Origin of the sequence: Leisingera sp. UBA4491, assembly GCF_002388965.1 — a bacterium.
GTDB classification, from domain to species: Bacteria; Pseudomonadota; Alphaproteobacteria; order Rhodobacterales; family Rhodobacteraceae; genus Leisingera; species Leisingera aquaemixtae.
Genome location: NZ_DGNN01000008.1, coordinates 1 through 13,950, shown reverse-complemented (window position 1 = coordinate 13,950; position 13,950 = coordinate 1). Strand labels below are relative to the sequence as shown.

10 protein-coding genes and 1 tRNA gene are annotated in these 13,950 nt (G+C 63.7%); 7 read left to right on the top strand and 4 right to left on the bottom strand.

The genetic code is table 11. The features are described 5' to 3' along the window. Positions 1-48: 48 nt before the first annotated feature. On the bottom strand, positions 49-996 hold the full coding sequence (locus B2P87_RS03000; RefSeq protein WP_141891950.1) for an ABC transporter substrate-binding protein: 948 nt from the start codon (positions 994-996) through the stop codon (positions 49-51). Positions 997-1,184: 188 nt separating this feature from the next. Here B2P87_RS03000 and B2P87_RS02995 point away from each other — a divergent pair, with 188 nt between their 5' ends. Then, on the top strand, positions 1,185-1,877 hold the full coding sequence (locus B2P87_RS02995) for a response regulator (RefSeq protein ID WP_141891951.1): 693 nt from the start codon (positions 1,185-1,187) through the stop codon (positions 1,875-1,877). On the opposite strand, the gene B2P87_RS02990 is transcribed toward B2P87_RS02995, so the two are convergent. Beyond that, positions 1,858-4,785: a response regulator gene (locus B2P87_RS02990; RefSeq protein WP_141891952.1), complete on the bottom strand. Its 2,928-nt coding sequence runs from the start codon at positions 4,783-4,785 to the stop codon at positions 1,858-1,860. The genes B2P87_RS02995 and B2P87_RS02990 overlap by 20 nt on opposite strands. A gap of 92 nt (positions 4,786-4,877) precedes the next feature. On the opposite strand from B2P87_RS02990, the gene torT reads away from it, so the two are divergent. The 5 genes from torT to B2P87_RS02965 all read left to right on the top strand — a co-directional run bounded on the left by torT (position 4,878) and on the right by B2P87_RS02965 (position 10,964). After that, positions 4,878-5,927, top strand: a complete 1,050-nt coding sequence (torT, locus tag B2P87_RS02985) for a TMAO reductase system periplasmic protein TorT (RefSeq protein WP_141891953.1) — start codon at positions 4,878-4,880, stop codon at positions 5,925-5,927. 146 nt (positions 5,928-6,073) lie between these two features. After that, on the top strand, positions 6,074-7,279 hold the full coding sequence (locus tag B2P87_RS02980) for a YcaO-like family protein (protein WP_141891954.1): 1,206 nt from the start codon (positions 6,074-6,076) through the stop codon (positions 7,277-7,279). Next, positions 7,276-8,622, top strand: a complete 1,347-nt coding sequence (locus B2P87_RS02975; RefSeq protein WP_141891955.1) for a TfuA-like protein — start codon at positions 7,276-7,278, stop codon at positions 8,620-8,622. The genes B2P87_RS02980 and B2P87_RS02975 overlap by 4 nt, the downstream gene beginning before the upstream one ends. Before the next feature lie 41 nt (positions 8,623-8,663). Beyond that, the gene (locus tag B2P87_RS02970) at positions 8,664-9,962 is read left to right on the top strand and encodes a hypothetical protein (protein ID WP_141891956.1); all 1,299 of its coding nucleotides are present in this window, start codon (positions 8,664-8,666) and stop codon (positions 9,960-9,962) included. 147 nt (positions 9,963-10,109) lie between these two features. Continuing rightward, positions 10,110-10,964 carry a hypothetical protein gene (locus tag B2P87_RS02965; RefSeq protein ID WP_141891957.1) on the top strand — a complete coding sequence of 285 codons (855 nt, stop codon included), beginning with the start codon at positions 10,110-10,112 and terminating at the stop codon, positions 10,962-10,964. Between the two features lie 89 nt (positions 10,965-11,053). Here the strand turns inward: B2P87_RS02965 and B2P87_RS02960 are convergent, their stop codons facing one another. Together B2P87_RS02960 and B2P87_RS02955 are read right to left on the bottom strand one after the other, a co-directional pair. Beyond that, positions 11,054-12,823: an adenylate/guanylate cyclase domain-containing protein gene (locus B2P87_RS02960; protein ID WP_141891958.1), complete on the bottom strand. Its 1,770-nt coding sequence runs from the start codon at positions 12,821-12,823 to the stop codon at positions 11,054-11,056. A 49-nt stretch (positions 12,824-12,872) separates the two neighbouring features. Then, the gene (locus B2P87_RS02955; RefSeq protein WP_244940759.1) at positions 12,873-13,550 is read right to left on the bottom strand and encodes a GNAT family N-acetyltransferase; all 678 of its coding nucleotides are present in this window, start codon (positions 13,548-13,550) and stop codon (positions 12,873-12,875) included. Positions 13,551-13,788: 238 nt separating this feature from the next. Here B2P87_RS02955 and B2P87_RS02950 point away from each other — a divergent pair. Beyond that, positions 13,789-13,865 (top strand) — tRNA-Arg (locus B2P87_RS02950). Positions 13,866-13,950 lie beyond the last annotated feature (85 nt).

The following is a 13,950-nucleotide window of genomic DNA, read 5'->3' as shown; positions in this document are numbered from 1 at the left end:
GCACCGGGGCAGGGGACCGCCCCGGCTGGTTGGCGGGACGTGCAGAAATCAGGAACCGGTCCAGGGCTTCCAGAGGTCCTCATGGGCCTCCAGCCACTCGGCCGCCGCGTCCTCCGGTTCCATCTCGTCGATGTCGACCAGCTTGGCCATCTCGGCGATCTGCGGGTTTGTGAAGCTGATCTGGGTCAGCGTCTCATAGGCTGCGGGCCACTTGTCCTTCATGCCGTCCCAGGCGGCCTTCTTCAGATAGCCGTTCGCCGGGTTGCCGCAGTCGTAGGTGGCCTCGGGGTTCGGGCCGACGGACGGGTCCTTGTCACAGCCGTCTTCCCAGGCCGGAAACTCGACAAACTCGCCCGGCCAAACGGCCTCGGCAAAGTTCGGGGTCCAGTTGAAGATTACCACCGGCCGCTTGGTTTTCTCCGCCGCGGCCACTTCGGCCCAGAGCGCCGATGCCGAGCCCGCATTCACCACGGTGAAGTTCATGTCCAGCGCCTCAACCCGCTCTGCGTCATGCTTGAGCCAGTCGACGGGGCCGCCCAGAAAGCGTCCCTTGTCGCCGGTCTCGGGCGTGGCAAAGATGGCGGCGCAGCCGTTCAGCGCTTTCCAGTCCGGCAGGCCGGGGCAGGCCTCCTTGGTCCAGGCCGGATACCACCAGTCCTCGCGGGTGACGGCGTTGTGGTCGCCAGCGTCATGCAGGCCGCCCTTGGCCAGCGCCTCGTTGAAGGATTTGCCAAAGGCGCCTTCCCAGACCTCCAGCTCCAGCGTGACGTCGCCCAGGCGCACCGATTCATAAACCGCCTGGCTGTCGGTCGAGACATATTCGACATTGTTGCCCATCGATTCGAAGATCTGGCCGACAACGTGGCTCATCACGATCTGGCTGGACCAGTTGTGGACTGGGATTATGATCGGGTCCGGGGAGTCCTCTGCCATCGCCATCGGGGCCGCCATGGCAATGGTCGCTGCGCTGGCCAATAGATGCTGCCGGTATTTCATGTGTGTCTCCCTGTTGTCGCGGCCCGGGTCCTGATGGCCTGAGCCTTTTTTCGGTCTGAAAGCCTAGCTTTCGGGGAGGGAGGCTAGGGCGCGGATGTGAACAGGTCAGCCCGGCGGGATGAACAGGCTGGCGTGTTTTGTTAAAATTTGTTAACCGGTGGGAAAGTTCTGTGAAGGGCACCGCAGTCATGGCGCATATTCTGATCATCGAGGACGAGCCGGTCACGCGGGCCACCCTCGCCAGTTATCTGGATGCGCAGGGATATGCTGTTTCGCAGGCAGAAACCGCTGCAGAGGCGGAGAAAGTTCTTGAGGAGCAGGAGGTTGATCTGCTGCTGGTCGATATCAACCTGCCGGGCAAGGACGGGCTGCAGATCACACGCGAGCAGCGTGCCAAGTCCGAGATGGGGATCATTCTGGTAACCGGCCGCGATGATGAGATCGACCGGATTGTGGGACTGGAGCTTGGTGCGGATGATTACGTCTGCAAGCCGTTTAACCGGCGCGAATTGCTCGCGCGGCTCAAGAATCTGCTGCGGCGGACAGAGGATATCCGGCGTCTGTCCCGGCGGATCTACAAGTTCGGCAAGTTCCAATTCGATGTGGCGGCGCGGCATTTGCAGACCGCCGGGGGCGGCAGCATCCCGCTGACCCGGGCCGAGTTCGAAGTGCTGGATATGCTGGTCAGCCGGGCGGGCGAGGTCGCGTCGCGCGATGCCCTGATGAACCGGGTCACCCACCGGCAGTACGGCGGCAGCCCGCGCACGGTGGATGTTCTGATCCGGCGCCTGCGCGGCAAGCTGGAAGACGATCCGGCCAACCCGCGGCTGATCACGACCGTTCATGGCGAGGGCTATGTGTTCACGGCGCCTTTGGCCTGAGATCTTCGCAGCCGCGCAGGGCAGCTTCCAAGGCATCCAAGACTTGCGGCGCCAGCCGGTTCAATGCGTCCAGCTGATCCTTGGCTCCGGACAGGTCGCCGTTTCCGGCCCGTGTCTCAAGGTCTGACAGAAGGGCTTCCAGCGACAGCTGGCCGAAGGCGCCGGCCGCCCCCTTGGCGCGGTGCGCGTCTTTCGCCAGGGCTGCCAGATCACGGGCTTCCAGCGCAGAGCGCATGCGGGCCAGGCTTTGCGGCAGTTCGCGTTCAAACAGCCGCGCAATGCTCAGCGCTTGCGCCGCGCCGAGGTCCTGAGTGTTTTCCTCCATTTGCTGCCGTAGGCTGGCAAAGCGGTCCACCTGGTCAGGGTCTGCGTGCCGTGCGGACAGATAGACCGCTCCTTCATGGCCGCGCATGACACTGTCCAGCGCTTTTGCCAGGCGTTCGGGTGACACTGGCTTGGCGACAAAGCCGTTCATTCCGGCCTGCAGATGGGTTTCGATCTGTTCCTCCTGAACATGGGCCGAAATGCCGATAACCGGCAGCTTGGCGAGCCGCGGATCGGGCGAAGCCCGCAAGCGGCGGGTGGCCTCGGTTCCGCTGATGCCGGGCAGGTTCACATCCATCAGCACAAGGTCAAACGGGAGGCCGGGCAACAGATCCAGCGCCTCCTCGGCGCTGCCAGCGCATTGGCAGCTGTGGCCCATACGCTCCAGATAGCTCCGGGCGACCATCTGGTTGATTTCATTGTCCTCTACCACCAGAACAGACAAGGAGCGGTCAGCCCGTGCGGCAGCGGCAGGCGGTTCCTCCGGTGCCAGGTCAGCCGGGTTGCCGGGGGGCAGTTCCAGGGCGAGAGTGAAAACGGAGCCCACGCCCTTGGTGCTTTCCACCGACAGCCGGGCGCCGATGGCCTCGGCGAAATGCCTGCTGATCGCAAGCCCCAGACCGGTGCCGCCGAACTTGCGGGCCGTGTCAGTGTCTTCCTGTTCGAAGGCCTCGAACACCCTGCGCTTGGCCGCATCAGAGATGCCACGGCCGGTGTCGCTGACCTCAAAGGTCAGCCGGTGGTGCCCGCCGGTTTCCCCATTGGAACGGACACGCAGGATGACTTCGCCGTCATCGGTGAATTTCAGTGCGTTGGACAGGAGGTTGAACAGGATCTGGCGCAGCTTGGCAGCGTCACCTTGCACCACGCCGGGCAGATCCTCTGGCGCGTCGAGCCAGAGGTGGACGCCCTTGGCATTGGCGCCGGGCCGCAGCAGCACGACAATGTCAGTCACCAGTTCGGGCAAGGAAAAGCTCGTGATCTCTGGCTTCAGCGCACCGCTTTCGATCTTGGAGTAGTCCAGGATGTCGTTCAGGATTTTCAAAAGGTTCTGGCCAGAGGTCAGCGCCGCCCGCAGCCGTTCCATCTGGCGGGGCGGCAGGCCGTCGTCCGACAAACTGCGCAGCATCCCCAGCACACCATTCATCGGTGTGCGGATTTCGTGACTCATCATGGCGAGGAATTCAGACTTTGCCTGGTCAGCGGCTTCGGCCTTCCGGCGGGCCTCGTCATGGGCTTCGACCTCTTCCTGCAAACGCTCGGTCTGCTCATTCACCAGGGTTTGCAGGTTGTTGCGGTGTTCCCTGAGCTCCTGCTCGTTGCGGTCGCGCACCCGTTCCAGTTCCAGCTTTTCGATGGCTTGCTGGCGGAAGACCTCGACGGCACCTTCCATGCGGGCGATTTCATCCTGCCCGAGGGGCCGCACCGGATGGTCCAGCTGGCCGCGCATCAGCGCCGCCATGGTGCCGGCAAGCCTGTTGAGGCGGCGGGTGATGCTGCCGCGCACATAAAACCACAGCACCGCCAGCGACAGCACAAAGCCGGCGGCAGCGGCAAAGCCGTTGCGCAGCTGCGCCCGCCGCACCTCCAACGCGGCGGCGCTGCCCGAACGGATTGCCCGCGCCTGCGCCTGATCGGCGACGGCAGCGGCTTCGTCGCCAAGGCGCAGCGCAGTATTCTGCAGCTCCTGCTTGAGCGCAGTAATGCGGTGCTCGGTGGCGAGAATCCGGTCCCGCAGCACGAAAAGCCCTGTTTGACTGTCTGAAACACTTTGCAGCTGCGCGGCATGGCCTTCGGCCTGCTGGCGGCGGCCCGGGTCGCGAATGGCCTTGATCCGGCGCGAGACGATCCGCAGGCGGCTGGTCAGCGACGCCTCAATCTCACCCAGCTCGGTTTCGCTGCCAGCGTCTTCGATCCGGTTGATCAGCAGCCCGATTTCCGCAGTTTGCGACCGCAGCTCGAACATCAGGCCCAGCTGGAACAGGTCGACTTCGATCAGCTTGTCCAGGGTGTCGGTGCGGGCTTGCTCCTCTATCGGAGACGCGCCGGGCCCGTAGAGGCTGGAGATCACCGCTGTGGTGCCCATCTCTGCATTGGCGACCAGGGTATCGGCCATGCTGAGCAAGTCGTTCGCAGCCGTCAGGTTACGTTCTGCCAGCAGCTTGAACTCCTCGCGCAGCGAGATGCGGGACTCAACAAGGTTGTTCAACAGGGGCAGCACCCGGGCGGCATCATCGACTGTCGCCCGCAGCCGTCCCGAGCCCGGCCCCCCGGCCTGCGCCAGCGCGTCGAGCCGCCGGGTCAGGGCCTCCACCTGATCCGCCAGGAAGCGGGCGCGGTTCTCTCGTTCCGCCTGAGAGCTGACAGCGGCCAGCTCAGGTGCAATAGCGATGATGCGGGTGCTTTCTTCGGCCATGCCGCGCACCTCGGCAATGGCGGGAATGGTCTGGCTGATCACGTCTGCCTGGCGGTGTGCGAGCGTCCTCAGCTCGACCAGGCCCAGGATGCCCGCAAGGGTTGGCAGGCCCGCAATGACGATGAATGCGAGGCTCAATTTACCGCCGAGGCCGAGCTTTCCGAACATCCCCGGACTTTCGCGCGCATTCGCCTCCGGTGCAATTTTGAATTTCCCTTTTACCTCCCGCTGCCTATCGTCGTCGGCAGGAAGGGGGCTTTATGCACGCAGTCTGGTTGTTTGTCCTTGCGGTGTTTTGCACACCGGCGGCTGCGGAAACCTGGCGCCTGCAGGTGCCCCGGACGCCGTTCGATTATGACAGCGGCTACGATGGCGCGGACTACCGCCCGCTAGACAAGGCCTCTCATGCCTGGCGGCTGTGTGTCGCCTATCCGCACTTAAAGGATGCCTACTGGCTGAGCGTCAATTACGGGATGGTGGCCGAAGCGGACCGGCTGGGCGTCTCTTTCCAGCTGGTCGAGGCCGGCGGGTATCCCAACTTGCAGCGTCAGATCCGTCAGGCGGAGGACTGTGTGGCGGCCGGTGCGGATGCGCTGATCCTTGGCACGGTGTCCTTCGGCGGGCTCACCGGCGCGGTAAAGCGGATTTCGCAGACGGTTCCGGTAATTGCGGCGGTGAATGATATCGCCGATGCCGGGATCACCGCCAAGGTGGGGGTGTCCTGGACCGAGATGGGGGCCGTGGCAGGGCGGGTCATCGCTGCGCGCCACCCCAAGGGCACCGCGCCGGTGAAAGTGGCCTGGTTCCCGGGCCCGGAGCAAGCGGGCTGGGTGAAATTTGTAGAACAGGGCTTTCGCGCGGCGCTGGAGGACAGCTCTGCGGTGGTTGCTGTGACGAAATACGGCGACACCGGCCGGGAAATTCAGGTGCGTCTGGTTGAGGAGGCGCTGGATGAGGCCCGGGATCTCGATTACATCGCCGGTTCTGCACCGGCAGCCGAAGCAGCCGTCTCAGTCCTGCGCGCACGCGGGATGCAGGGCAGGGTGCAGGTGGTTTCGGATTACATGACCCATGCGGTCTATCGCGGGGTTATACGCGGCCGCATCATTGCAGCGCCGACAGATCTTCCAGTGCTGCAGGGGCGGTTGGCGATCGAAATGGCGGTGCGGGCCATCGAGGGAAAGCTGCATACCAAACATGCAGGCCCCAAGATCCAGATATTCGATCAGAACAGCCTCAGCTCCGGCGTCCTGGAGCAATCCCTGGCGCCGGCAAGTTTTGTGCCGGTGTTCGATTTTCAGCCGCACTAGTGACGTGCCCTTTGGCGGCCAAGCGGCTGGCTGGTCTGTTTTGTTGACCGAAGGCGCGCGATCCAGCATCCTTGGTCAACGCGTGCGGGCCGCCAAGCTGCGGCCGGAAGCCCATCCGCAGCGGTCATGACAGTGAGGCCTGACCCATGCCCAAGGCACAGCAAAAGGGATATGTGCTGGACACACACCGGCTGTGCGATCCGGCGCAGACGCTGGCATCCGTCAGGCCGCATCTTGCTGAGATGGGCATCACCCGCATTGCCAACCTGACAGGCCTGGACCGGGTCGGGCTGCCCACCGTGATGGTGGCGCGGCCCAATTCCCGCTCTGTTGCCGTGGCGCTGGGCAAGGGGCTGACGCTGGAGGCGGCGCAGGCCTCTGGTGTGATGGAGGCGGTCGAGACCTGGCACGCCGAACGGATCATGCGGCCGCTGCGGGCGGCCAGTTATGCGGACCTGCGGCAAGAGGTTCTGGTCGCCGATGTTGAGCGCCTGCCGCAGGTCACAGGCGGCAGTTTCAATCCCCATGGCCGGATGCTGTGGGTGGAGGGGGTGGATCTGGTCTCAGGGCAGCCGCACTGGCTGCCGCTTGAAATGGTCGACACAGACTATACCGCGCGGCCTTGCGGCGGGCAGGGGGCCTTTCCGCGCACGACCAACGGGCTCGCCTCAGGCAACAGCCTGGCAGAGGCCACGTGCCACGCCATCTGCGAACTGATCGAACGGGATGCGATCACTCTGTGGCACCACGCGTCGCCAGGCCCGCGGATCGATCCCGCGGCAATTGCGGATCCGCGCTGCCGCGAAGCGCTGGAGCGGTTTGAGGCGGCAGGTTTGCGGGCGGGGATCTGGAACATCACCTCTGACATCGGCGTGGCAGCGTTTCATTGCATGATCTGCGAGGACGGCGCCCGGCCCGGGCACATCGGGATCGGCAGCGGCTGCCATCCGGACCGGGGCATTGCCCTGCTGCGGGCGCTGACAGAGGCGGCACAGACCCGGCTGACCTATATCTCTGGCGCCCGCGACGACCTGGATCCGGAGGAATTCACGCCGCAGGCATCGGCCGGGCGCACGCAATATGTTCGCGGGCTGCTGGAGCGCTCGCCGGCAGCCGCCCGCTTCGAGGATTGCCCGGATTATTCCTCGCCCTCCTTTGAGGAGGATTTGTCCTGGCTGTTGGGCAAGCTGGCGGGGGCCGGCATGGGCCAGGCCTTGGCGGTCGACCTGTCGCGTCCGGGTCTGGGGGTTTCTGTGGTGCGCGCGGTGATCCCGGGGCTGGAGGCGCCGCATGATGATCCCGATTACATCCCGGGTCCGCGGGCACGCGCGGACGGGCAGGCCCGGCCATGACAGCGGTTGTGTTTGCCGGCCCGACCATCCGGGCAGAAGAGGTGCAGGCCTATTTCGAGGCAACGGTTCTGCCCCCGGCCGGCCAGGGCGACATCTATAGGGCTGCCCGGCAGGGCGCCAAGGCCATTGGACTGATTGACGGATACTTTCAAGGTGTGCCCTCCGTCTGGCACAAGGAAATCCTGTGGGCGCTGGAGCAGGGGATAGCGGTTTTCGGCAGTGCCAGCATGGGGGCGTTGCGGGCGGCTGAGCTGTCTGCTTTTGGAATGGTCGGCGCCGGCAGTATTTATGAAGCCTACGCGTCTGGCGCGCTGATCGACGATGACGAGGTTGCGGTGCTGCACAGCCCGGCAGAGCTGGGGTTTGCACCGCTAAGTGAGCCGATGGTGTCGATCCGGGCCACGATTGCGCGGGCGCAAGGCGAGGCGGTGCTGGAGGCGGATCAGGCGGCTGCAGTGCTGAACGCCGCCAAGGCGCGGTTTTATCAGCAGAGGGTCTGGGACCTGATCCTGGCGGATTTCCACACTGCGCCCTGGTGCGAACGGTTCAGGGCCTGGCTCAAATCCGGGCGAGTGGATGCCAAGCGGGACGATGCGCGGGAAATGCTGGCGGTGATGGCGGCTTATCTGAACGGCGAGCGCGGCGCCCTGCCAGCACCGCCTTTGAAATTAGAGCGGACGCTTGCCTGGCAGACCCTGGTGCGGCGTATCGAGGCGGAGGCGCATCTGTTGCAAGCGGAAGACCGGCGGGTGCTGGATGAGCTGAGGCTGGACCCGGACCGCTATGAGGGGGTCCGCACCCGCGCCATGCTGCGCCATCTGGCCTTGCAGGAAGCGGGCAAGAGCGGCCGCACGGTGAAACGTGCAGCGCTTGCGGCGCAGATGTCGGCGCATCGCAAGGCGCTGGGCCTGTTCAGCAGCAGCAGCCTGCGCAAATGGCTGGATGACAACGGGCTGTCCGCGTCGGACTATGAGGGCTGGCTGGGTGAATCAGCCCTTGCCGGGACCGTGGCAGGCAGTTTGTACGGCCAGCTCGCCCCGCATCTGCTGGCCGAACTGCGCCAGGCGGGTGTGTATACGCGTTTGAAATCGCGGGCTGCGTCAAAGGAGCGGTATCTGGCGGCGCAGGAGCAGCCGGCCAAGCCGGTGACAGAGCAGGAACGGCTGCCGCTGACGCTATGGTACTTTGAAGAGCTGCTGCAGCGGGACGTCCCGGATAGGCTGGATGACTATCTGGAGGCCGTTGGCTGCCGCAGCCGGGACGAATTCTATGAGCTTATCCGACGCGAGTTCATGTATCATCAAGGGCGCAAAACACGGCTGGCATCAGAAGGCCGGAACTAGGCAGGGCAAGCGGCGAGGCCTCCGCAGACCGGGAGGACCGTATGGACGACCCTTATGATGTGGCGCAGGAAGCGCCGGGGACGCGATTCCTGCTGTTTCCGCAATCCCCGTTCCGGATGGCGGAGCCGGCGCTGGAACTGGTCGAGATTTCCGCCCCCCCCGGCTCATTGGGGCCAGGACCGTCGGGGCCGCGGATGTATGTGGTCAACCCGGCGGGCAAGACCATACCCTTTGGTGCAATCGTGCCGGGACCGTCCGGGCCAGGCATGTATCTGCCGCCCTGGCATGGTGAGGTGCATCCGTCGCCGGAACCGGATGAAGACGGCCACTTCCTCCATATCCTGCCGTCCGACCCCGGTTTCGAGGCGGTGCATCTGTTCGCCTCGGCCCATTTCACCCTGGATGTGTGGGAGGAATACTTCGGGCACGCCATCCCCTGGCATTTCGCCCGTGACTATGACCGGCTGGAGCTGTCCCTGCTGCCCAGCCTGGACAACGCCCATATCGGCTGGGGCTTTCTGGAAACCGGCGGCACCAGCGAACATGGCGGCGAGTACCGCGCCTACAGCCTGAATTTTGACGTTGTCGCGCATGAGGTCGGCCATGCCATCATCTACAGCGTTGTCGGAATGCCCGTGTCTGAGGATGTGCCGGGAGAGTATTACGGCTTTCATGAATCGGCAGCGGATATGGTGGCGCTGATCGCCTCGCTGCATTTCGGCTCTGTGGTCGAGGAGCTGCTGGAAAGCACCAGCGGCAATCTTTACACCTTCAACCAGCTGAACCGGTTTGCCGAGCTTGCCGGAAATGCACAGATCCGGATGGCGGCCAATACCCGAACATTGCAGGAATTTGCGCGGGGCTGGAGCAGCGAGCATGCGCTGTCCGAGCCGCTGACCGGTGCAATGTTCGATATTTTGGTCGACATCTTCCACGAGCGGCTGCTGGTGCATGATCTGATCACGCCGGAAATGGAGGATCTGTCCGACCATCTGGAGGAAAGCCCCTATTACAGCGATGTGATGCAGGAGCTGTTCAATGCGCGCTATGCGCTTGATCCTGAAGGGTTCCGCGTCGCTCTGCTGGAGGCGCGCGATTTCCTGGGCGCCTATCTGGCGGCGGCCTGGAGCATGCTGGAGGCGGAAACCCTCACATATGCGGCAGTTGGGGAGGCGCTGCTGGCGGTGGACCGCGAAACAACCGGAGGCGCCTTTGAATCAATTATCGCTGGCAACTTCAGAATGCGCGGAATTGGCTGGGTTGAGGCCGGGCCGCGGCTGGCGGAAGCGGATGAAGACAGCCACGCGCATTCGGTGCGGACGCGGGTGCCGGATGAATGATTGGCCCAATGGCTGTAAATTCTATCCTTTTTGTGCTAGTTTCACCCTCAGGGGGACTTTTCCGGAAAATTGAGTGGCGCCGATTGCGCCCGCGGCAATGCGAAAAGATCTTCTGGTGTTGTTTCCATAGCCACGGGAGTGTGCACGGTGGCCGAATCCTTACTGAGTTTTTCTGAAGTGCTGTTATTTGGACGTCTGGTCGAAGACATCAAAATAGTCCCCAAATTCGCCGGGGCTATCGTTGGCACGGTCAACAATGTGCAGAACCTGAGCGGCACGTCGGTCAACGGTGAAACGCTCGCGCCGGGTGACAAGATTCTGGTGATGGCACAGAACAACAAGGGGCAAAACGGCCTCTATCAAGTTGGGGAGGGCGACAATAACCCCTGGGAAAATCAGCAGCAGTTCCCGAAGGGAACCATAGTCGAGATTGCCCACGGACCCCGCCAGGGCCTGTGGAGACAGGTTGGCAATTACGGCGCGGGACAGCAGGAGTTTACCCGGGCCGGAAAACGGCAGCAAAGAAGCCGGGGCCGAAACAACCTGTTGGCTGATCAGCTGAGTGATGATGCAAGGCTCGCGCGTATCTACGGGTTCGCCTACGAAGGCACGTATTTTGAGCTGCCGGAACCCGTGATCTTCTTGGTGCATGGGGACGGCGAAAGTGCGACAGATACCAACAAGCCTGCGGATCAGGCTGCCCGTGCCCCTTTGGATCCTTCCCTGACCGGGGTTGCCTCAGCGGAGTACCAGATCGCAAACGACATCCGGGTCTGGGATTATGACAAGGCCGACTATTCGATCCGCATGGACGTGATGACCGGTATGCTGGAACAGGTGCTGCTGGATGTCTACTTCGGCGGGGGCGGCCCGGATATCAGCGGTGCAAAGGTCAGCGGTGCCAAAGTCAGCGGGGCCAAGGTGAGCGGCGCCAAAGTCAGCGGTGCAAAGGTGAGTGGTGCCAAAGTCAGCGGTGCCAAGGCCCGCGGGTCAGGCGACTGACACCGTTTTCCGTTGAGCGGGTGATGCAGACGAGCGCAGCGGAGTGCGCCTCGCCGGGGCGGCCGTAACCGCCTGTCAGCGAAACCTTGTCAGAACCCCGCTTTCTTCAACCCTTCAACAAAGTGCTGGGTGTCTTCTTCCAGCCGGTCGGGCTGCACCTTGGCCCAGCGGTCCAGCGAGAAATTCGGATGCGCCTCGCGGTGCCTGGCCGCCATATTGCGGGCTTGGTCCATGTCCCCCAGCTGCGCGTAGCTGGCCGCAAGTATGCGCTGTCCCTCGGTCGGGTTGTTCATCTTTGTCAGCGTGTCGATCACCGCATCATATTGCTTGAGATTGTAATAGGCGCCGCCCAGGTGCCACAGGTACTGGTCCGGAAAATAGGGGTTGAGCCGCATGGCCTGCTGCAGGTTTCCGATCGCGGCCTGATTGTCGCCGGAATGGGCTAGCGCATCGGCGTAATCCGACAGCAGGTCCGCATCATTGGGGTTCAGCGCCAGCGCGCGCCGGTAGGCGCCGATCGCTGCATCATGCTCCTTGCGGTACAGATGCACAAAGCCAAGCTCGCCAAATCCGCGGGCGTCGGTGGGGTCCAGCTCCACCGCCCGCTGCGCATATGACAGCGCCGTATCCAGCGCATGCTCGGCGTCCTTGGCCCAGGAATAGCGCCAATCGATATTCATGGTCCGGGAGATCGCGGCAGAGGCCCGGGCATAGTCCTGGTCGCGCGCCAGCGCCCGCTCGTACAGGGTCTGCGCTTCGCGGTTGTCCTGCCTGGTGTAGCGGAAGATATACTGCTGGCCGCGCAGGACATAGCCGTAAGCGGCCAGATCTGCAGGCGCCGTCTGCGCCATCCGCTTGCGCTCCTGGGCCTCAATCAGCACCGCTGTGGCGGCAACGATGGCGTCGGTCACCTCGTCTTGGATGGCGAAAATATCGTCGATGTTGCGGTCGTACCGTTCGCCCCAGATGGTACGCCCGGTTTCCGCGTCGATCAGCTCGACGGCAATCCGGACGCGGGCAGCGGCCCGCCGGACGCTGCCGCGGGCGACATAGCGCACCCCAAGCTCCCGTGCGGCCTCCTGCGGCGGCTTGGTGCTGGCTTTGAAGAAAAAGGAGGAATTGCGGGCAATAACGAAGAGGTTCTTGAACTTGGACAGGTTCAGGATGATGTCCTCTGTCAGCCCGTCGGCAAACCAGCTGTCGGACGGCTCTCCCCCCAGGCTGGTAAAGGGCAGCACGGCAACCGAAGGGATGCCGGGCGGCGGGCGGTGTGCGAGCAGTGCCTCCGGGCGGCGGGTTGCCGCCATTGTTGCGCCCGCAACCTCGCTGCGGACGCAATAGGCCGCGACCGGCTCGGCGATATTCTTGAGCATCTGCGGACCGAGGAATTCAAACCCGAAGCGCAGCCGGTTGCGGATCTGCTCATAGACCGAGGCGCTGACGAAGACCCGGCCCGGCTCGGCGATTTCCTGCAGCCGTGCGGCAATATTCACATTATCGCCGTGGATGCCGCGGTCATCGACCAGGATTTCGCCCAGATGCACCCCGGCCCGGAACCGGAGATGCTGGTCTTCCGGCCGCGCGCGGTTGCTCTGTTCTGCTATGCGGTGCAGCTCAACGCCAAACTCGACGGCATTGGTGGCCGTCTCAAACAGCGCCAAAACCCCGTCGCCCCGGACAGCGACGACGCGCCCGTCATGCGCCTGACAGGCCGTTTCAAGCTGTTCCAGCAGGGATTTGAGGGCGCTGTAAGTGTCGATTTCATCATTGCCCATCAGCCGGGCATAGCCGACAACATCGGCAAACAGCACCGCACCAAGCTGGCGCCGGACCGTTGTTGTCTCATTGTGGCCGCTCACAAGCTGTCCTCCTCCTGTGAGTGCGGGCTGAGGCCGCCGGTGCCGCCCCTCATCCGTCTGGCGGGGCCGCCGGGCCGGGCGGCCAAGCCCAGCCGGCGGCTTCTGCGCCGCGGAAACTGACTCGCGGGCTGGCGCCGAGCTCCTGCGCCAGCGCTTCGCGGCTGGCGTCCCACTCCTCCCGCAGGAGGCCGACAGTGATCATGTCAAAAAACCGGCCTTCTGCAAACCATGCGGCCCGCATCCTGCCTTCGGTTGCAAAGCCGGCACGCGCTGTCATTTGCTCGCTGCGGGTGTTGTCGGCCCGATAGTACGATGTAACGCGATTTAGCCCGATCTGCCGGAAGGCAAAGTCCAGAAGCAGGGCCAGGGCACGAATTCCAACGCCCCGCCCGCGCCTGGATTCTTCGATGAACATGGCAGCCACAGCATCACGGTTCACCGCAGAGATGCTCTCCAAGCCGGTGATGCCGCACAGCTGACCGGAGTCCGTGGTGAGCGCAAACCAGCATTTGCTGGCATTTGGCTTGGTGTCGCCGAAAAGTTCCCATGCCTGCTCAAGCCCCGCCGCGTTGAGCGGCACGCGGGTGGAGCGGTCGAAACGGGCCATGTCGGCAATGTTTTGAAGCCAGCCTGCGGCTGTGGCGAGGTCCTCTGTTTCCAGCGGCCTGAGCTGAAAACCTGCTGAATTCCGGTTCGGCATCCGCCGCCCCCTTTCGATTTGCAACACATGCCTCTCCGGGTGCCAACCCTGGCCGGAAAAGGCGCAGCTGCTGACTTATACCACACTTCCGCGCTGGCTTGGGGGATGATGGAAGCCGCGGCACAAGGGCGGCCTTCCGGACGTGCGGCGGAGCGGCCCGGCAGCTAGCAGGCCTTTACCCCAGTTGGGGCGGGTGAAGAAAAACGGTAACAGCCGTCTTTTGGGGTTGCGCCTGTGCGATGCTATGGATAAACCCCGCCGCAGTGGACCGATAGCTCAGCTGGATAGAGTACTTGACTACGAATCAAGGGGTCGGGGGTTCGAATCCTCCTCGGTCCGCCACTTCCTTCTTGTCGGGCGACACATAGTTTTGCATTTGCGACAGAACCTTTCCTTTTTCGTGTTTCCAACATCCCCGCTCGCGCCT

Excerpts from the sequence above, each read along its gene's own strand:
- B2P87_RS03000 (WP_141891950.1), bottom strand. The coding sequence starts at position 996 with ATGAAATACCGGCAGCATCTATTGGCCAGCGCAGCGACCATTGCCATG.
- B2P87_RS02995 (WP_141891951.1), top strand. The coding sequence starts at position 1,185 with ATGGCGCATATTCTGATCATCGAGGACGAGCCGGTCACGCGGGCCACC.
- B2P87_RS02990 (WP_141891952.1), bottom strand. The coding sequence starts at position 4,785 with ATGTTCGGAAAGCTCGGCCTCGGCGGTAAATTGAGCCTCGCATTCATC.
- torT (WP_141891953.1), top strand. The coding sequence starts at position 4,878 with ATGCACGCAGTCTGGTTGTTTGTCCTTGCGGTGTTTTGCACACCGGCG.
- B2P87_RS02980 (WP_141891954.1), top strand. The coding sequence starts at position 6,074 with ATGCCCAAGGCACAGCAAAAGGGATATGTGCTGGACACACACCGGCTG.
- B2P87_RS02975 (WP_141891955.1), top strand. The coding sequence starts at position 7,276 with ATGACAGCGGTTGTGTTTGCCGGCCCGACCATCCGGGCAGAAGAGGTG.
- B2P87_RS02970 (WP_141891956.1), top strand. The coding sequence starts at position 8,664 with ATGGACGACCCTTATGATGTGGCGCAGGAAGCGCCGGGGACGCGATTC.